This is a genomic window from Chromobacterium sp. CCUG 30098 (assembly GCF_059916605.1).
Window position 1 is genome coordinate 235,706 of sequence record NZ_JAUCGS010000004.1, and the last position, 18,467, is coordinate 254,172.

Consider the following 18,467-nt stretch of genomic DNA (forward strand, 5'->3'; position numbering starts at 1 on the left):
AACCAGCGCCGGCGTCGCGCCGCGCTGATCTTCAAGCCAAGGAGTGTACTGTGAATTCTCACTATGAAACATCTTACGATGAGCTGTTGCAGCCCGGCCCGCTGATGCTGGAAACCGGCGTGCGCCGTCTGGACGACGGCCGCTTGCTGGTGGCCGCGCGCACCGAAATGCCCGGCTGCGCCGGCCGCATGTTCGACTGGTGGTTCACCTTCTTCGATTCCACCCGGCATATCCGCTGGTGGCATCCGCACGACCATGTGGAGCTGCGCGGCTGGGACGGCCGCCGCCGCGCCGGCCGCGGCTATATCGGCTCCACCGTGCGCGCGGTGGAGGCGCTGGGCGAGATTCCGCCGGTGGCGGCGGTGTTGAAGTTCCACCCGCCGGAAACCTTCTTCGGCGCCGGCCGCTTGAGCGCGGCGCTGGCGCGCGGCGAGGCCTCGGCCGCGGTGTGCGCGCGCATCGCTTTCGGCAACGAACCGCGGCTCAGCGCCGACGGCGACCCGCTGGACGGCGAGATGGTGCACCTGACGCGGGACACCGCCCACGGCGCGGTGCTGCGCAGCCGCTTCTTGCTGGGCGCGGCCGACGGCAGCGGCGAACCGGTGCCGGAACGCCTGGGCCTGGAGCTGATGCGCCATTGCTACAACGAGTTCAGCTGCCTGGCGCGGTTCTTGCCGTCGCTGTATTACGGCGAGCACGCCAACGGCGAGAAAGGGCCGCTGGCCTGGTAGGCCGCCGCGCCGGCGGGCAGGACATCCAGCCGCGCAAGACAAGCTTCACCCGGCCGTCACCGCGCTGTCATCGGCGCGTCGTAAGGTGGCGGCTGATTGACGGACGGCGCATGGACCATGAGGTCTATACGTCTAAACCCATTGGAGCGATGTCGATGAAACAGCTGATTGTCCTGGCCGCCGGCCTGGCCCTGTCCGGCCTGACGGCCCCGCTGGCGCAGGCCGCCACCACCCTGACCGTGTACACCGCGCTGGAGGCGGACCAGGTCAAGGAATACAAAGAGGCTTTCGAGAAGGCCAACCCGGACATCGAAATCCGTTTCGTGCGCGAATCCACCGGCATCATCACCGCCAAGCTGTTGTCCGAGAAAAACAATCCGCAAGCCGACGCGGTATGGGGCCTGGCCGCCACCAGCCTGATGATTCTGGACCAGCAGGGCATGCTGCAGCCTTACGCGCCCAAGGGCGTGGAAAAGCTGAGCCCGGAATTCGTCGACAAGGCTAAGCCGCCCAAGTGGACCGGCATGGACGTGTGGGCCGCCGCCCTCTGTTTCAACACCGTGGAAGCCGCCAAGAAAAACCTGCCCAAGCCGGAGAGCTGGGCCGACCTCGCCAAGCCGGTCTATAAGGGCCAGATTGTGATGCCGCATCCGGCGTCCTCCGGCACCGGTTATCTGGACGTGTCCGCCTGGCTGCAGATGATGGGCGAGAAAAAGGGCTGGGATTATATGGACAAGCTGCACGCCAATATGGCCCAGTACGTCCACTCCGGCTCCAAGCCGTGCAAGATGGCCGCCGCCGGCGAGTATCCGATAGGCATTTCCTTCGAATACCGCGGCGCTCAGCTCAAGGAGAAGGGCGCGCCCATCGACCTGATCTACCCGAAGGAGGGCCTGGGCTGGGATCTGGAAGCCACCGCCATCATCAAGGGCAGCAAGAAGCTGGCCGCTGCGCAGAAGCTGGCGGATTTCTCGGTCAGCCTGCCGGCGATGCGCCTGTATGAAAAGAACTACGCGGTGCTGGCCATGCCCGGCGTGGCCAAGCCCAATCCCTTCATCCCCGCCGATTACGCCCAGCGTCTGAGCAAGAACAACTTCGCCTGGGCCGCCAAGCAGCGCGAGGCCATCCTGCGCGAATGGTCGCGCCGCTACGAAAGCAAGGCCGAACCCAAGAGCTGAGCCGGCTTCCGTCATTGCGCCGCCCGCCGGGCGGCGTCGTTTCTTTTTAAAAACCTGTTTACGATCTGCTGCGCGTCGTGGAGCGTTACACGGTGAGTGCGTCTTCAAAATGCTCATATACCGTGTGCGCTCGGCTTTTTCAGCCGCAACGCCTTGTCTCGCCCTTGCTCGCGAGATCGTAAACAGGTTCTAAGACACCCTGGAGTTGCGCATGAAACCGGCCGATAGCCTGGACGGCTTGTCCGAACACCTGTCCGTCCGCGGCCTCAGCCGCCGTTTTGGCGGCTTTACCGCTTTGGACGGCGTATCGCTGTCCATCCGCAAAGGCGAATTCGTCTGCCTGCTGGGCCCGTCCGGCTGCGGCAAGACCACCTTGCTGCGGCTGATCGCCGGGCTGGAACGGCCGGACGCCGGCAGCGTCCATTTGCTGGAGCGCGATATTACCGACGAGCCGCCGGCGCGCCGCGACTACGGCATCGTGTTCCAGAGCTACGCGCTATTCCCCAATCTCAGCGTCGCCGACAATATCGCCTACGGCCTCAAGCCGCGCGGCGGCGGCGCGCGCCACGCCCGCCGCGTGCGCGAACTCCTGGACCTGGCGGGCCTGCCCGGCGCCGAGGACAAATACCCGGCCCAGTTGTCCGGCGGCCAGCAGCAGCGCGTGGCGCTGGCGCGGGCGCTGGCCACCTCGCCCGGCCTGCTGCTGCTGGACGAACCGCTGTCCGCGCTGGACGCGCGGGTGCGCGACAAGCTGCGCGACGAACTCAAGGGCCTGCAAAAACGGCTGGGCGTCACCACGCTGATGGTGACCCACGATCAGGCCGAGGCGCTGGCCATCGCCGACCGGGTGGTGGTGATGAACGCCGGCCGCATCGAGCAGATCGGCACGCCGGCCGAAATCTACCGCCGGCCGGCCAGCCGCTTCGTCGCCGAATTCGTCGGCGCCGCCAACTGGCTGCCGGCGCGGCGGCGGGACGCCCACGGCGCCGCCGTCGGCAACTGCCTGCTGCGGCTGGACGCGCCCTTGCCGCAGGCCGAGGCGCTGACCCTGTTCCTGCGGCCGGAAGACATCATCGTCAAGGCGCGCTGGGACGGCGCGCCCAACACCTTGCTGGCGAGGGTGGCCGACATCAGCTTCGGCGGCGCGATGACCCGGCTGCGCCTGCAGCCGGAAGGCATGCCCGGCCAACTGCTGCACGCTGAAATCTGCCCGTCCATGCTGCAACGCCAGCCGCTGACGCCGGGCGAGGTGGTGCCGGTGGAATTGCCGGCCGCGCTGCTGCGCGCCTATGCCGGAGAGGGCGCATGCTGAGCCGCGCCTTGCCAGGCCGGCGCGCGGCGCCGGCCGACGGCGAGCGCCGCGTCGCCGCCGCGTTGGTATGGACGCTGACGGCCTTGCTGGCCTTGGCGCTGGGCCTGCCGCTGCTGTTCATCTTCGGCAAATCGGTATTGGACATGGACGGGGGCTTCGTCGGCCTGGCCAACTTCGTCCAGGTGCTGGACAGCCCGGGCCTGATGCGCGCCGCCCGCCACAGCCTGTGGCTGGCGCTGACCGTCACCGCCCTGGTGCTGCCGCTGGCCTTCGCCTTTGCCTGGGGCTTGAGCCGCAGCCGCGTCTGGGGCCGCGGCGTGTTTCGTCAGATCGCCTTGTCGCCGCTGTTGGCGCCGTCCTTGATGCCGGCCATCTCTCTGGTGTATTTGTTCGGCAACCAGGGCCTGCTCAAATCCTGGCTGGCCGGCGGCAGCGTCTACGGCTTTTGGGGCATGGTTTTGGGCGAAGCCTTCTATACCTTTCCGCATGCGCTGCTGATCCTGCTGACCGCGCTGTCGGCGTCGGACGCGCGTTTGTACGAGGCCGGCCGCGCGCTGGGCGCCGGCGCCTTGCGTCGCTTTCTCACCATCACCCTGCCGGGCGCGCGCTACGGTCTGGTCTCGGCGGGCCTGGTGGTGTTCACCCTGGTGATCACCGACTTCGGCGTGCCCAAGATCGTGGGCGGGGACTACAACGTGCTGGCGGTGGAAGCCTTCAAGCAGGTGGTGGGGCAGCAGAACTTCCCGCGCGGCGCGGTGGTGGGCCTGATGCTGCTGTTGCCGGCGGTGTTTTCCTTCTTCATCGAGCGGCGGATGGCGCGTCGCCAGCAGGCGGCGCTCGGCGCGCGCGCGGTGCCGTTTTCGCCGGGGCCGTCGCCGGGCCGCGACCTGGCCGCCTGGCTGTTGCTGGCGGCGATCTCGCTGCCGCTGCTGGCCTTGCTGGGCGTCGGCGTCGCCGCCTCCTTCATCAAATACTGGCCTTACGACTTGAGCCTGACGCTGGCGCATTATCAGTTCGACAGCGTGGACGGCGGCGGCTGGAGCGCCTATTTCAACAGCCTGAAGCTGGCCTGCCTCACCGCCGGCGCGGGCAGCCTGCTGGTGTTCGCCGGCGCTTACGCCTGCGAGAAGCTGCCGGCCGCGCCGCTGGGCCGCGCGCTGCTGCGCTTCTTCGCCATGCTGCCGATGGCGGTGCCCGGCTTGGTGCTGGGTCTGGGCTATGTGTTCTTCTTCAACCATCCGGACAATCCGCTGCATGCGCTTTACGGCGGCATGACGCTGATGGCCGCCTGCACCATCGCCCACTTCTACACCACCGGCCACCTGACCATGAGCACCGCGCTCAAGCAGCTGGACGGGGAGTTCGAAGCGGTGGCCGCCTCGCTCAAAGTGCCGTTCTGGGTGACGCTGCGGCGGGTGAGCTTGCCGGTGTGCCTGCCGGCGCTGTTGGATGTGATGCGCTATCTCTTCGTGTCCGCGATGACCACGCTGTCGGCGCTGATCTTCATCGCCAGTCCGGACAACAGCCTGGCCGCGGTGGCCATCGTCACCATGGACGACGCCGGCGACACCGCGGCGGCGGCGGCGATGGCCACGCTGATCGCCTTGAGTTCGGCCGCGGTTTCGCTCTTGCTGCTGGGGCTGGAACGGCTCTTGTGCCGGCGCGGGCAGGGCTGGCGCGGCCGCGCTTGACTGCGGTTTGCTTTGGCGTGACGATGTCATGTCTTGGCCCGCCGGAGTGAGGAGACGCGCATGGGATGTCCGCAAGTGTGCATGGGCGCGATGCTGCAATGCAGCTTCGGCGTCGCCCCCAGCAGCCTGGTGGTGTTGCCCGCCAACCGGGTGATGGCCGGCGGCGTGCCGGCCGCCAACATCATGGACAACGTGCCCATGCTCAACGTCATGCCCTTCGGCATGTGCCAAAGCCCGGCCAACCCGATGGTGGCGGCCGCCACCGCCGCCGCCATGGGCGTGCTGACGCCCATGCCCTGCATCCCGGTCACCGCCGCGCCGTGGACGCCGGGCGCGCCCACGGTGCTGATAGGCAATATGCCGGCGCTGGACAGCAACAGCATGCTGATGTGCAACTGGGGCGGGGTGATCAAGATCAACGCGCCCGGTCAGTTCACGGTGATGATTCCCTGAGCAGGTTTAAGCGGTCGGAGTGGCTCGGCCTAAAGGCTGGACCGGCGAAGCGGCCTGCCGGGTTGGCGCTGACTGATTTGGACTAAGCAAGCCGGCTGTGTGTTGAGCCGCGATGATGGTATCCATTACTTTGTCGTAGACCAACCAGCCAAACAGCGCTCGCGGGATGGGCAGCAAAGATGAAAGCCAGCGGGGCGCATTGGAGAGGGGCAGCTTGTCCGCTTGGAGCAGGGCCTTGAACCTGGTTTTGACGCCATCGCGAATCTGCCCCAGCCGGGCTTGATCCAGCGCGTCGACCGGCCACTCCGGCTGAGGTGCCGGCAGCTCTTCACCGACGGATCCCAGCAAAGGAAGGATTCGCCATTCTTCCTGCCCTTGACCTTGCTGCGCCCTGGCTTGCTGCTGTTCACCCGAGCGGAACAAGGGGTGGCCGGCCGGCAGGGTGAAATGCTGCTTCAGAAACTGCTGGCAATTGCGGCGGCCCAGCATGAAGTCGTGATGGCGATAAGCTTGGTGCAGAAAGCCGCCGAAGGCGCCGAGGCTGGAGGAGGCGAGGTGTGGCAGTTTGGGGTCTTGCTGCTGCCAGGCTGCTCCCCGGTTAGGCGAAATCAGGAAGCGGCTGTAAACATGGTCATCATCGGCGAGCATGCTTTCAGCGCTGTCGGTGCGACACTGATCTTTCCAGGCCGTCAGCAGTTTGGGCAAGGCGGAGAACAAATCGTCGGTTTTCTCCGGCGCGTGATAGGCGGCGCTCTCCGGGAAGGGATCGATCATTATCATGGCGCGGGTGGCGATGCCATCCGAGGTTTCTAGATGCCCCAGCGGGCCGCAGAGCAACTGATGTGTCAGCGCCACCGGTTCGTTGTTCATGGTTCCGCCATCGACGCATAGATAGGAGTAATTGCCCGTCAGTTGGCAGGAAGGCCGCAGCCGAATCAAGCGTCCATTGTGAGGGATGAAGCGATATAAATAGTCGCTGGCGTGTCGTTCCAGCAAGCGGTGGCGCAGGCCGCCAGGAAAGGCGCTGGAACCTAGCGCGTGTTGCAGCATTTTGCGCCAGTTCTGGTCTGGCGTGTTCGTGGAAAGCGGATATTCATCGGGTTGCAGAGGCGTCTGCGCGCTGTCCGGCCGAGTGTTCAGCGCAAACAGGATGTGATCGGCGTGCGCTGTCATATCCAGGCCATGGGCTCCTGGCGCGTCGGAGTCACTGGACATGGCCAAGTCGTAAGGCACGCCGGACAGATTGGCTTGGCAAAACGCCAGTCGCAGGGTGTCGGCTACATGATCGCGCCGATACGGCGCACCGAGTGTGGTTTGAGACCGTGCCTCCTCGGCCAATTGATCCAGTCGGCTGCAATCCAGTAAAGAAGGAAAGCCGGAGTTTTGGTCTTGCAAGTCCTGAGTGCCGAGCAGATTCAGGATGTCCACGGCTTCCACCCAATTGTGGTACAGCGGGTTGTCGGAGCGAGGGCCGTGAGCGAAATTCTTGTGCAAGGAGCAGGCCAACAGCGCGGCCACGACGCTGCCGGCGGAAGCGCCGGCCATCACGCTGAGTTTGACGCTGTGGGAGGGAGGGTTTTGCGCAGGGTCCGCTTTAGCCTGCTGCCACGCCTCCAGCGCCTCCAGCAAAAAATCAAGCACGCCGGCGGTATACGCGCCCGCCGACACCGCACCGGCCAGACAGAGGCCGATTTCAAACACGTTGTTCTGCTTTAAGTCCACTTGTGACCGGGTTTTATCGGCCGGCATGGACATGGTTTCTTCATACTGTTCGTTGGATACGAAAATCGAGTCGCTCATGGTGTTCTCCCAAAGAAACACGCGCGCTCCGTTGCCATAGAACGGTGTGAAGGGGGCTTCGGTGCGGGCTGACTTATGGCTGGTGGAAAATACAAGGGACTGTAAAAATCAAAACATGACAAGTTAAATAGCATCGCCATGGTGTTTTTTAATAAGAGCCGTTCCCATCTTTTGGTATTTCATAGTGTATTGTTTCGATATTTATAAAATTCAAAAATGGTTTTGATGAAAATTCTAAGCACTTTTTTGACGCATGGTGAGTGTTTTAACAGAAGAGATGATTGCCGAGCCAGCACCGTGAGGCGGCTTGGCTTATTGGGTATAGTCACATTGTTCTAATTAGATCAAGTTTAAATGACTACGTGCGATTACTAAGAATATTTGCTGTAGTACAGTTTTGTGGTTGATTTATCCAATGGAAAGCGCTGGCTTTTAATTGACGGGTGAGCGAGATGATTTTAAGAATCAGTAGCAAATAAAGGAAGCCTTTAGGTGTGCAGGCATTTTTTATCAGCCTAAATGTCAGTTGTCCGTAATGTGGCAATGGCGAATTTGATAAATATCAATTTGTCATTTTTTGTTTGACGAAAAATGCCTGTTGTTTTCAACGCCGATATTGAAAGGGCATTCATGCAAGGATTCGCACTGTTTTCTCATGGCGCCGCTCTGGCACTCAGCCTGGCCGCCGCTTCCGCCTTCGCCGTCACCATCACTCCGCCCGGTCCCGGCGGCGCGCCTATGCCGTTTTCCGCGGTGGGGCCGGCCAAGGTGGGCAAGTTCGGCATCGATCTGGACTGCAAGGCGGTGTTCAGCGGCACCGTGGACGGCTACGGCAATGTGGCCATCACCAGCGCCTCGTTCAGCGGCGGCGCGCTGTGCAAGGTGATCAAGCCCTCCGCCTCGCTCGCCTCGCCGTGGACCGGCCATGTGGACACCGCCACCCAGCTGACCTTGGACAATGTGGCGGTGAACGTGAAATCGCCGATCGCCGGCGGCCTGTGCGGGCCCACCAAGATAGTCGGCAGCGTTGCCGACAACGGCAGCGAAACCGTGATCGGCCTGGACGCGGCCCAGCTGTCCGGCGGTTGCTCCATCAGCGCGACGTTGAGTACCACGCCCTATATGCGGGTCACGCCTTAGAACCTGTTTACGATCTGCTGCGCGTCGGCGATACGGCGTTGAAAATGGTTTTGAAATGCTCATGTACCACCTGTACATTCCGCTTTCTCACTCGTTTCCGTCTTGTCTTGCCCTTGCTCGCGAGATCGTAAACAGATTCTTAAAGTCTGCCGCAGGGACCCCTGACGCGCCGTACGGCGGCGTCAGGGGTTTTGTTTATGGGGGTGGGAGCCGGTGGCTTTCCATTTACCGGGCCGGCGTCTGGAGAAAGTGTTCGACGATGCGTTCGGTTTCGCCGGATTGCTTCATCGCCTGCAAGGCGGCCGTCAGTCTGCCGGCCAGCGAGGCCGGGTCCAGCCGCAGCGGGTAGTTGTCCGGGTTTAAGGGCTGGTCGGCGCGGTAATCCGGATTGGGCTGCGCGCGGTAAAAGCGGGAGTGTTTGGAAAAGCCCATATGCATGGCTTGCCAGGGCTCCAGCGACGGGTGCAGCGTCAGTCCGGCCGGCCGCAGCCGCTCCCAGTAGAAGCGCAGCGTCAGTTCGTCGTAGATGTAGAAATCCGCCTTGCCGGCGCTGATCAGGCGAAAGGCGCGCTCCACATCCATTTCCGGCACTTGCAGCACCTTGATGCGCGCTTGCCACGGCAGGGGAATCAGGTCCGGGTTGCCCAGGCTGCGTAGTTCCACGCTATTGTCCAGATCGGCGTAGCCGCGTACCGCGGGGTGGCTGGCGCGGGTAATGACGACATGGCGCTCGCGCAGGCCGTTGGGCAGGAACAGGGCGATGGGCTCGCGCTCCGCGTTGTAGGTGTAGCCGGGATAGAAGTCCACCTCGCCCTGCGCCAGCGCTTGCAGCACGCGCTTCTTTGGCAGGCGCACCACTTTCAGCGTGCAGCCGATTTTTTGGCAGGCGCGGCTGTACAGGGTTTTATAGATGCCTTCGTCGTTGTCGTCGTCGATATAGGGACGCCGTTCATTGGTGCGGTAGCCCATCACCAGTTCCGGATCCTGCGCCAGGGCCAGGCGGGCCTGGGCCGCGATGACGGCGATGATGATGCAAAGCGCGAGACGCATGCCGGCCCCTCCTGTATTCCGTCTTCAGCTTATGTCATTCTTCCCGCCGGCGCGCGGCGGCGACAAATACATGATAGAAATAGATAGGTTTCCGCAAAATTCATCGCTTTTTCAAATGCATGTCCGCTTGCACAATGCCAAGCACGGCCATGTGGCTGGAAACCGGCCTTGGAGACACGGCGATGAGCACTAGACGACAATTCCTGGGCGCAAGCCTGTTGACGGCGGGCGGCATGATGGCCGCCCGCGCTTGGAGCGCGGAGCCGAGCGCGGCCGGCTACCGCATGCCGGACGAGGGCGAGGGCCACGCCGCCACCTGGATGGCCTTCGGTCCCAGCCTGGAGGTGTGGGGCACGAGTTTGCTGCCGGTGGTGCGGCGGGATCTGGCGCGAGTGGCCCAGGCCATCGCCGCCCACGAGCCGGTGCGCATGCTGACGCGCGCCGAGGACATGGCGTTGGCGGCCAAGCTGTGCGGCCCCAAGGTGGAACTGGTGGAGCAGCCGCTGGACGATCTGTGGATACGCGACAGCGGCCCGATCTTCGTCAAGGGCAAGGGCGGGGCGGCGGCGGTGGATTTCAACTTCAACGGCTGGGGCGGCAAGCAGGCGCACCGTAGGGACGCCAAGGTGGCGGCCGCGGTGGCGGCCAAGAGCGGCGCGCCGGTCGTGCGGACCTCGCTGGTGCTGGAGGGCGGCGGCATCGAGGTGGACGGCGAGGGCACCGCCATCATCACCGAAAGTTGCGTGCTCAACCCCAATCGCAACCCGGGCCTGAGCAAGGCGCAGTGCGAGCGCGAACTGCGCCGGCTGCTGGGCGTGGACAAGGTGATCTGGCTGCCCGGCATCGCCGGCCGCGACATCACCGACGGCCATACCGATTTTTACGCCCGTTTCGCCCGCCCCGGCGTGGTGGTGGCCGGCCTGGAGACGGATCCGCAGTCTTACGATTACCAGGTGACGCGCCGTCATCTGAGCCTGCTGCGCCAGGCGCGGGACGCGCGCGGCCGCAAGTTGGAGGTGGTGGTCTTGCCGGGGCCGGAGCGGGTGAGGCCGGAGTACGAGGGCCACGAGATGGCGGCCGGCTATATCAATTTCTACGTCTGCAACGGGGCGGTGATCGCGCCGGAGTTCGGCGACGCCAAGGCGGACCGCAACGCGGGCGCGGCCTTGCGCGAGCTCTTCCCGCAACGCGAGGTGGTGCAGTTGAACATCGACGGCATCGCCGCAGGCGGCGGGGGCATTCATTGCGCGACCCAGCAGCAACCGGCTTGAGCATGCGTTCACAGCCCGCTGCGCGTCCGCGCCGACCGGAAATCAGGAGGACATATTCGGATGGAGAGAGGCGATAACAGCGGCGGGCCGCAGGCGGCCGAGCGGGAAGACCCGGCGACGGGCGCGCTTGGCCGCCTGCCCTCGCTGCGGCTGCTGACCGGCTTCGAAGCCGCCGCGCGCCTGGGCAGCGTTTCCCGCGCCGCCGAGGCGCTGCATCTGTCGCAGTCCGCGGTCAGTCATCAGATTCAACAGCTGGAGGCCTTTGTCGGCCAGCCTTTGTTCCAGCGAGTGGGCCGCGGCATCGAACTGACCTTTGCCGGCGAAATGCTGCAACAAAGCGTGCGGCGCGCGCTGGACACGCTGCGGCGCGGGCTGGACCGCATCGCGGTCTACACGGACCCGGGCCTGGTGGTGCTGGTGGGGCCGGCTTTTTTACTGCACGGCTGGCTGCAGGGACGCTTGGACCGGCTGCGCGCCGCCCATCCCGACATCGTGCCCTTGTTGTCCATAGACGAGGAGCCGGGCCAGGCCGATGAGATCGACGTGGACATCGTCATCGGCCGGCAGCCGATGGCGACGGCCGGCTGGGAGGACGCGGCCTGGCTGCGCGAGGACTGGCGTTTCGTCGCCGCGCCGGCCTTGGCGGAACAGCTGGCGGCGTTGCCGGCCGAGCGCCATCCGCAGTTGGCGCGTTTGATCTGCCTGGAAAAGACGCGCATGCCGGAGGAGGCGGAGGCCGCGGTGCGGGCCTTGTCGCCGCGTTTCGGCGTCGCCGCCGTTTACGACGCGCCGCAGCTGGCGCTGGACGCGGCCCTGCGCGGCCACGGCATCGCCTGTCTGCCGTCGCCGGCCTTGGAGGAGGCGCTGGCCGAGGGCAGGCTGCGCGAGCTGGCCGGCTACCCGCGCCGGCCCGGCGCGCAATGGTGGTTGTCCCGGCCGCGCGACGCGCTGCGCAGCGAGGCGATGGCGAATCTGTTCGATTGGCTGCGGGCAGAGGGCGGCGGCGAGTCGGCGCCGCTTTAGGACCTGTTCGCAGTCTGCCGCTATTCGTGAAACGCGGCGCGGCGAGCACGGCTTCTAAAACGCATGGGCGCCGCTTGCGCAGGCCGCCGTCTCGGCCGCAAGCGCTAGTCTCGCGCTGGCTGGCGCGACGGTCACGCCGCCGCTCAGGAGGTCACCGCCTCCAGCTTGGCCGCCGCCAGCTGCAAACGTTGCTGCAGCGGCTCCAGCAAAGCCCACAGCGCCTTGCCGCGCAGTTGCGCGTTCTCGGTGTGGCGCAGCATCAGCAGCAGCGCGCTCAGCGCCTCGCAGCACTGGCGCAGCTCGTCCGCGATGTCGTCGTAATGCTCGCAGCAGCGGGACAGATAGGCGAGCTCTAGATCGATGGCGGCGAGGGCGGGGTTGTCGGCGCGCTGCGCGTGCAATTGCTGCACGGTCTTGATCAGGCGGGCGAGCGGCTTGGCCGGCGGCGGCTTGGCGAATCGGGTGAGGAGGGTGCGTATCGGCATGGCTGCTCCTAAAGGGGGCCAGCGGCGCGGCCGGCTTGCCGCCGGCGCGCCGGCCGGGGCTGGACCGGCCGGATTCGCGCTTTCCAGAGGGCGGGCTTAGAATGCACGAATCGTGTCGGCGCCTGGTTTGGCCTTGACGCAAGCGCGGCCTGGCGGATGGCCGCCGGGCCTGGGCCGGCTCAGCCTTGACGGCGTCGGCCGCTTCTTGTCATCGGCATGGAAACATCTGACCACGATTGAGGTTTATTGCAAATGCGAGCGTGGTCCGTCATGCGGAAAAATAAAGATATTCAATAAAGTCAATGCATTGCATGGACCGCGAATGTTGTTTTTCCGTCTATCAGCTGGGTCCGTTGTTGAATCTGAGGGGGTGGGCAGTGGAATCTCTTGGCAAACGACTGAGGTTTATCCGCGATACGGTGCTGAAAGAAGCGCGCGACGTCACCGCGCAGAAACTGGGCATCTCGCTGGTGTCGCTGCAAAACTACGAAGGCGGCGCGCGCCAGCCGTCCGCCGTGCTGGTGGCCAAGTTTTCGCGTTTGACCGGCGTGCGGGCGGATTGGCTGCTGTTCGGCGAGGGCGAGGCCTTGCCGGGCGAGGCCGGTCCGCGGACCGGCGAGACGGCGGAGCGCTATGCGCCGCAGGGCGCGCATGTGGAGGTGCCGTGTTACGGCGCCGGCGCGGCCTTGCCGCTGGCGCAGGGCTGGCTGGCGTCCCGGCTCAAGCTGCCGGCCGAGCAGCTGGCGGTGGTGGCGGTGGCCGGCGACGCGATGGCCGGGGTGTTGAACGACGGCGATCTGGCCCTGGTCAACCGGGCGGAGACGCAGCCGGGCAGCGGCTTGTACGCGTTGGAGCTGAACGGCGAGGTGGTGGTGCGCCGGGCGCAGAGGCTGCCGGGCGGCAAGCTGGGCTTGTCCAGCGCCAATGAGGCTTATCCGCCGTTCGAGGTGGACCTGGCCGCGCCGCCGGCGGATTTCTCGGTGTTGGGACGGGTGGTGTGGCTGGGGCGGCAGGTGTAGCGCTCGCCTGTTCATGGTCTTTGCTGACGGGAAGTCTTGTTCAAAGCCTTGAATCCGCTGCGCGGATGACGGTCTTGATTGCCGGGGCTGCCCAAGACCGAGCGTAGCGAAGTTTCTGCCTCGCTAACACCTCGAGCCTGTCACCCGTCGGCAGGCTTGAAGGGACCCGGAGCGCGTTTTCCTGTGTATCTACGCAGCACTTCACGCACTGCAATTCGTAATATGAGCCTGCCAGTTCAAAAACGGATGTTTTAATTTGATAAGGAGAATAAGGAAATGTCGAATAACAACTTTACGAGTGTAGTTTCCGTTCTTCACGTGAATGATTTCGACGGAGCCATTGAATGGTACGCCAAATGGCTTGGGCGCAAGCCAGATGTGACCCCTTATGAGGGCGTCGCCGAATGGCAACTGGCGGAAAATGCTTGGATTCAAGTTTCGCTGGCTCCTGACCCTAGCCTTGCGGGTAAATCATCTGTGGTATGCGGTGTCCACGATATCGAAGCACAGAGGGTCGTTTGTCAAGACGCTGGTATTGCCGCCAGCGAAACACAGGACCTAGGATTCATAAAGCTTGCGCAAGTCAGCGATCCAGCCGGAAACACGGTGATGTTCGTTCAAGAAATGTAGAGCCGTCCTGATTGTCGAAAGACGTGAAACTGACAATATTAGCCGCTCTTAGAACGTGTTTACGATTTCGCGAGCAAGAGCGAGACAAGGCGAAAACGAGCGAAAAAGCGGAATGTACACGTGGTACATGAGCATTTTGAGCTTGGTTTCAACGCCCATTTCTATCCATCCCGCCGACGCGCAGCAGATCGTAAACAGGTTCTTAGGCCCCGCGCTCACCCCATCATCTTTCTCCACCACCAGCGCCAGCGCGCCATCGGCTTGCCGTCCGCGTTTAGCGGCCGGCCGTCGTCGGCGAAGCGTTCCGGCGGCCCCAGCGGTTTGCCCTCGATGAAGTTCTGCCGTTCCGCCAGCGCGCCGTTGGGGTGGTAGCGCTGTTGCAGGCCGTGCTTGAGGCCGTTGCGGTAGACCGCCAGCTCCGCCGCTTGGCCGTTGGGAAACAGGGTGCGGGTTTCGCCGTGCGGCAGGCCGTGGCGGTAATGGGCCTGGCGTTGCAGCGCGCCCTCCGGCGACCAGTACTGCGCGGCGCCGTGCAGCTGGCCGCGCTGGTAATGCAGCTGGGCCGAGGGCTGGCCGCCGGGGTGCAGCAGGGTGGCCGGGCCGTGCAACTGGCCGTCCTGGTAGTGGAAGCGCGCCAGCGGCGCGCCGGCCTGGTCGATGCGCGCCGGGCCTTGCAGCTTGCCGTCGGCCAGCTGGCCGACGAAGCGCTGCTGGTCTTGCTGGAGGTCTATCGGTTCCGCCATCGCGTCAGTTCTGCTGGATCAGCCCGCCCTTGAGGGTGAGCATGCCGCCGCCGTCCACGGTCTGGCTGGCGCTGGCCTTGTTGGTCAGCGACACCCCGGCGTCGTTGGTCAGGGTGGTGCCGGCTTTATTGGTCAGCTCGGTGCCCGCCTGGTTGGTGAGCCCGGTGCCGGCCTTGTTGGTCAGGCTGGTGCCGGCCTGGGCGGTGTAGGCGGCGTCGCTCTTGGCGCTGAAGGCGCCGCCGCTTTGCAGGGTGAGGGTGCCGCTGACCTTTATGGTGAGGTTGCCGTCCACGGTCAGCGTGTAGTTGCCGCTGACCTTGTGTTCGTGATTGCCGCCGGTGCTGTGGCTCTGGTCGCCCTCCACCTTGACCGTGCGCTTGCCCTTGACGTTGAGGGTTTCATTGCCGGTTTTCACTTCCACGGTGCGGTTGCCCTTGTCCACGCTGAGGCTGTCGTTGCCCTCGGTGACGCTGCGCTTGCGCTCGTTCTTCACCACCAGGGTTTCGTCGTGGCCCACGTCGGCGGCCGCGTCGTTGAGCACTTTCACCGTGTAGTCCTTCTGCGCCTGGAAGAACACTTCTTCCTTGTCCTTGCTGTCGTCGAAGCGCAGTTCGTTGAAGCCGCCGCCGCCTTTTGTCGAGTTGGTCTTGAGGCCGGACTGCGCCTGCTTGGCCGGCAGTTCGTAGGGCAGCGCGTTGTCGCCGTTGTAGACGCAGCCGCTGACCAGCGGCTTGTCCGGGTCGCCGTCGATGAAGCTGACAATCACCTCCTGGCCGATGCGCGGGATGAACTGCATGCCAAAGCCCTTGCCGCTCCACGGCTGCATCACCCGCAGCCAGCAGGAGCTGGATTCGTCGTCCTTGCCGTCGCGGTCCCAGGGGAATTGCACTTTGACGCGGCCGTATTTATCGGTCCAGATCTCCTCGCCGGCCTTGCCCACCACCTTGGCCACCTGCGGGTGCATCACCGGCTTGGGTGTGAGCCGCGGCGGGCGGTAGGGGGTGGCCTTGGGGATGGCGGCGAAGCGGTTGCGGTAATGCTGCTGGCCGGCTTCGTGGCTGACGCGGGTGATTACCCAGGCGATATTGCAGGCCGGGTCCGGGTGGCCGCTCAGGGTGAAGCAGTGGCCGGGGATCAGCCAGCGGCAGTCGCTGTCGCCCACCAGTTCCACTTCCTCGGCGCGCAGACCGTCGCTGCGCTGCTTGGCCAGCGCGTCGCCGTCCGCCTTCTTGGCGTAGCCGCCCGGGTATTGGTAGAGATTGGGCAGATCGGACTTGGCCAGCGCCTGCGCGTACAGCGAGGCGCTGGCGGTGGTGAATTCGTAATCGCCGGCGCGGTAGCCGCCGGCCACCGCCTGGCGGCTGATGCCGGCGCTGCGCACGCCTTCCAGCTCGCGCCCGCCCAGGTCCTGGCCCAGGTAGGGGATTTTGGCGTTATTGGGGCAGTCCGGGAAATGGCTGTTGCCGTCCGCCAGCACCAGGGTGTGCTTGCCGTCGGCGTGGGTGAAGAACCAGAAGATGCCGGCGTCTTCCAGCAGCCGCATCACAAAATTGAGATTGCTCTCGCCAAACTGCACGCAGTACTCGCGCTTGGGATAAGTCGCATCCAGCTTCAGCTGGTAGTCGCTGAAGCCGTGGCCGGCGAATACCGCTTTTACGATGTCCGGCACGCTCTGGTTCTGGAAGATGCGGTTGTTGCCGGCCAGGCTCAGCCACCACAGCCAGGGCCGCAGCGTCACGCTGTAGCGGTCCGCGGTGGCGTCGCCCGGCAGCTGGCGTATCGCCGAGCACAGGCCGTCTAGCGGCCGGGTCTTGTCGTCGCGGCGCAGGCTCAGCGTCAGGTGGGAGGCCACCGCCTTGTCCAGCGTCAGCGCGCTGTCGCTGAAGCCGGCCAGGGTGAAGCTGCCCAGCGCGTTCAGCGCCTCGTCGCCGGACAGGCTGTCCGGGTACAACTCTTTCAGCGCGGGGGCGCTGAGCGAGAGCGGGGTGGTTTTATCGGAGGGGCGGGGCATGACGGTTCTCAAATATTGGGAAATAGAGCATGAGCGGCGCGGCGGGATTGACTCTGCTCCTGCCTGGGCGTCTCTGGCGGCAAGACGGCCAATAGGGCGGCTTGCCGCTGGCCAGGCCGGCTTGAGGCGGTGAATGGGGTGCGGTGTTTCATGTGCACTTTCCCTCTGGCCCCGGCTCGGGGGCTGGCGCGCATCGATGCTTGCGATTGCCGCGTCATACGATATAGGTGGTTTTTAATTTGGATTCGGGAATGACGTACAGGTCTTCGTGCCCCCATATCGAGTCCGGCGCGTCCAGCCCGTCGTACATCCTGACCCATTGCGATAATAAAGGGTAAATGTCGTCGTCTTTCTTCATCTCGCACACTAGCAGGTTGGGATCGTAAAACTGGACTCTGCCCGTCCAGGGAAAGTAGACGCCCAACGCATGGCCGCTGCCTTTGGAGCTGGCGATGATGTAGAGCTTGTATTTGCCTGACCATGGGGTTTTGTCTTTGATGTTTTCCGCGGAGTTTTGCCCGCGCATATTGACGGTTTTCTCCGCTATCGACGCCAGTATTCTGGTGTTGCCGTTATTCAGCTGTTCAAAATGCAATTGGGTGGCCTGTTGTTGCGGGCTTAATAGCGATTCGCTGAGCCCGGTGCCGCTTTTCAAGTTGCCGCTCAAGGCGCGAAACCAGGTCAGCACCTGACCGGTGCAGCTGCTGTTGGCATTGCCGGGAAACTTGCCGTCGCCTTCTATCGATGTGACATTCACCAGGCTCTTCAGCAATTCAAATCTCAACCTTAGACTCATCGCTATGCTCCTAAAAGGTGGGCTTAGTATTGCTTTGTCGAATAATCAGTCAGGCTGATGGCGGGGCATGGGATCTCGCGGCAGCGGCGTTCAGCTGAGGACGTCGAAGACGATGGGGCGATGGTCCGGGCCGCTCATGTCGAACGCGTCCGCCCAGCCGCTGATGTCGAAAGGCGCGACTTTGACGTCGACCGAGGCCAGCACCCAATCCAGGATGCCGCCTTTGGCGTGGGTGGCCTGTCCTTGCCAGCATTCATAGGCCACGCCGGGGGTGTCCAGTTCCTCTACTCGGGTGTAGTCCAGGTTCAGATCGCCGGTGGCCACCCAGTGTCCGTCCAGGCTGGTGCAGTCCCGCAGCTGGCTCTTGGTCAGCCCGCCCTGGCCGGATTTGAAGTGAGCCAGAAACAAGAGGCCGGTGTAGCCGTTGACGCCTTGGGCCACGACCGCGATCAAGTCCCGGTTCAGGCCTTTCAAGTGCCCCTGGCTGACAACTTCGAGATGCGGCCCTTTTCTGGTTATCACGATGTAGCCGTTGGAGTGGCCGCCGGCAAAGGCGTGGACATCATAGTTTTGATACACGCCGCGTAAATAATCGTAATAGTCGTCCAGCCTGGCGGAGTGCACTTCGCACAGAAACACCACGTCAACGTCCCAGCTGTCGTTGGAGCAGCATTGGTGGATGAAGGTCTCGACCTGCGCCTTTTTATCCAGCGGCGAGGATTCGCCGTTCTTTTCCAGATTGAAGCTGGCTACGCGCATCGTTGCTCCTTGACGGCTCTAAACGTCTGTTCACGATCTTTTCAGGTATTGCCCAATACATTGAATCCGCTATGCGGATGATGGTTTGCATTGCCGGGGCTGCCCGGCGGGCAGGAAGGGGAATTTGCTCGGCCAAATTCCCCTTCACCCCAAAGGCCGCCCTGCAAGCCTGGCCTACGGCTTCCCGTCGGGCCCCGTCAGGCCCGAGGCGCGGCTGAACTCGCCCCGCGCTAACGTCGCGGTGCTCGAACAAGCAGCCGCTTAAGACCTCGGGCCTGCCACCCGACGGCAGGCTTGAAGGGACCTGGGGAGCATCGAATACGCGGTTTCCAGTGCGGCTGGCAAGCCAAGTCGCTTTGATCTTGACCGCGTAGC

General features: G+C 64.1%; 17 protein-coding genes. 10 read left to right on the forward strand and 7 right to left on the reverse strand.

From position 1 onward, the window contains the following. The first annotated feature begins 50 nt into the window (after positions 1-50). The 5 genes from QUG03_RS11505 (at position 51) to QUG03_RS11525 (ending at position 5,365) form a co-directional block, all read left to right on the forward strand. Positions 51-731 (forward strand): DAPG hydrolase family protein, encoded by a 681-nt coding sequence (locus tag QUG03_RS11505; RefSeq protein ID WP_107799816.1) that lies wholly within the window; start codon positions 51-53, stop codon positions 729-731. A gap of 155 nt (positions 732-886) precedes the next feature. Beyond that, positions 887-1,909 carry a putative 2-aminoethylphosphonate ABC transporter substrate-binding protein gene (locus tag QUG03_RS11510; RefSeq protein WP_227104125.1) on the forward strand — a complete coding sequence of 341 codons (1,023 nt, stop codon included), beginning with the start codon at positions 887-889 and terminating at the stop codon, positions 1,907-1,909. Positions 1,910-2,120: 211 nt separating this feature from the next. Further along, entirely contained in the window at positions 2,121-3,221 is a 1,101-nt protein-coding gene (locus tag QUG03_RS11515) for a putative 2-aminoethylphosphonate ABC transporter ATP-binding protein (RefSeq protein WP_227104124.1), read from the forward strand. Then, on the forward strand, positions 3,215-4,912 hold the full coding sequence (locus tag QUG03_RS11520; protein WP_107799813.1) for a putative 2-aminoethylphosphonate ABC transporter permease subunit: 1,698 nt from the start codon (positions 3,215-3,217) through the stop codon (positions 4,910-4,912). Before QUG03_RS11515 ends, QUG03_RS11520 begins: the two co-directional genes overlap by 7 nt. A 60-nt stretch (positions 4,913-4,972) precedes the next feature. Next, a complete protein-coding gene (locus QUG03_RS11525) occupies positions 4,973-5,365 on the forward strand; it encodes a DUF4280 domain-containing protein (RefSeq protein WP_081545670.1) in 393 nt (130 codons plus the stop codon). A 6-nt stretch (positions 5,366-5,371) separates the two neighbouring features. Here QUG03_RS11525 and QUG03_RS11530 read toward each other — a convergent pair whose 3' ends face one another. Then, positions 5,372-7,165 (reverse strand): patatin-like phospholipase family protein, encoded by a 1,794-nt coding sequence (locus QUG03_RS11530; protein WP_227104122.1) that lies wholly within the window; start codon positions 7,163-7,165, stop codon positions 5,372-5,374. Between the two features lie 630 nt (positions 7,166-7,795). Between QUG03_RS11530 and QUG03_RS11535 the strand changes: the two genes are divergently transcribed. Continuing rightward, entirely contained in the window at positions 7,796-8,305 is a 510-nt protein-coding gene (locus QUG03_RS11535) for a PraA/PraB family alkane oxidation protein activator (RefSeq protein ID WP_227104121.1), read from the forward strand. Positions 8,306-8,530: 225 nt separating this feature from the next. Here the strand turns inward: QUG03_RS11535 and QUG03_RS11540 are convergent, their stop codons facing one another. Then, positions 8,531-9,355 carry a substrate-binding periplasmic protein gene (locus QUG03_RS11540; RefSeq protein ID WP_500820037.1) on the reverse strand — a complete coding sequence of 275 codons (825 nt, stop codon included), beginning with the start codon at positions 9,353-9,355 and terminating at the stop codon, positions 8,531-8,533. A gap of 182 nt (positions 9,356-9,537) precedes the next feature. Here QUG03_RS11540 and QUG03_RS11545 point away from each other — a divergent pair, with 182 nt between their 5' ends. Beyond that, entirely contained in the window at positions 9,538-10,626 is a 1,089-nt protein-coding gene (locus tag QUG03_RS11545; RefSeq protein WP_500820038.1) for an agmatine deiminase family protein, read from the forward strand. A gap of 60 nt (positions 10,627-10,686) precedes the next feature. Further along, a complete protein-coding gene (locus tag QUG03_RS11550) occupies positions 10,687-11,649 on the forward strand; it encodes a LysR family transcriptional regulator (RefSeq protein WP_253314509.1) in 963 nt (320 codons plus the stop codon). A 143-nt stretch (positions 11,650-11,792) separates the two neighbouring features. On the opposite strand, the gene QUG03_RS11555 is transcribed toward QUG03_RS11550, so the two are convergent. Beyond that, entirely contained in the window at positions 11,793-12,134 is a 342-nt protein-coding gene (locus QUG03_RS11555) for a hypothetical protein (RefSeq protein WP_500820039.1), read from the reverse strand. Between the two features lie 377 nt (positions 12,135-12,511). Between QUG03_RS11555 and QUG03_RS11560 the strand changes: the two genes are divergently transcribed. Together QUG03_RS11560 and QUG03_RS11565 are read left to right on the forward strand one after the other, a co-directional pair. Continuing rightward, a complete protein-coding gene (locus QUG03_RS11560) occupies positions 12,512-13,153 on the forward strand; it encodes a S24 family peptidase (protein WP_235087642.1) in 642 nt (213 codons plus the stop codon). 276 nt (positions 13,154-13,429) lie between these two features. Then, the gene (locus tag QUG03_RS11565; protein WP_500820040.1) at positions 13,430-13,783 is read left to right on the forward strand and encodes a VOC family protein; all 354 of its coding nucleotides are present in this window, start codon (positions 13,430-13,432) and stop codon (positions 13,781-13,783) included. 215 nt (positions 13,784-13,998) lie between these two features. Here the strand turns inward: QUG03_RS11565 and QUG03_RS11570 are convergent, their stop codons facing one another. The 4 genes from QUG03_RS11570 to QUG03_RS11585 form a co-directional block, all read right to left on the reverse strand. Next, on the reverse strand, positions 13,999-14,526 hold the full coding sequence (locus QUG03_RS11570; RefSeq protein WP_500820041.1) for a toxin-antitoxin system YwqK family antitoxin: 528 nt from the start codon (positions 14,524-14,526) through the stop codon (positions 13,999-14,001). A gap of 4 nt (positions 14,527-14,530) precedes the next feature. After that, positions 14,531-16,537, reverse strand: a complete 2,007-nt coding sequence (locus QUG03_RS11575; RefSeq protein WP_500820042.1) for a type VI secretion system Vgr family protein — start codon at positions 16,535-16,537, stop codon at positions 14,531-14,533. A gap of 214 nt (positions 16,538-16,751) precedes the next feature. Further along, the gene (locus QUG03_RS11580; RefSeq protein WP_048409977.1) at positions 16,752-17,309 is read right to left on the reverse strand and encodes a hypothetical protein; all 558 of its coding nucleotides are present in this window, start codon (positions 17,307-17,309) and stop codon (positions 16,752-16,754) included. A gap of 114 nt (positions 17,310-17,423) precedes the next feature. Continuing rightward, positions 17,424-18,092: an endonuclease/exonuclease/phosphatase family protein gene (locus QUG03_RS11585; protein ID WP_235087645.1), complete on the reverse strand. Its 669-nt coding sequence runs from the start codon at positions 18,090-18,092 to the stop codon at positions 17,424-17,426. Between the last annotated feature and the right edge of the window lie 375 nt (positions 18,093-18,467).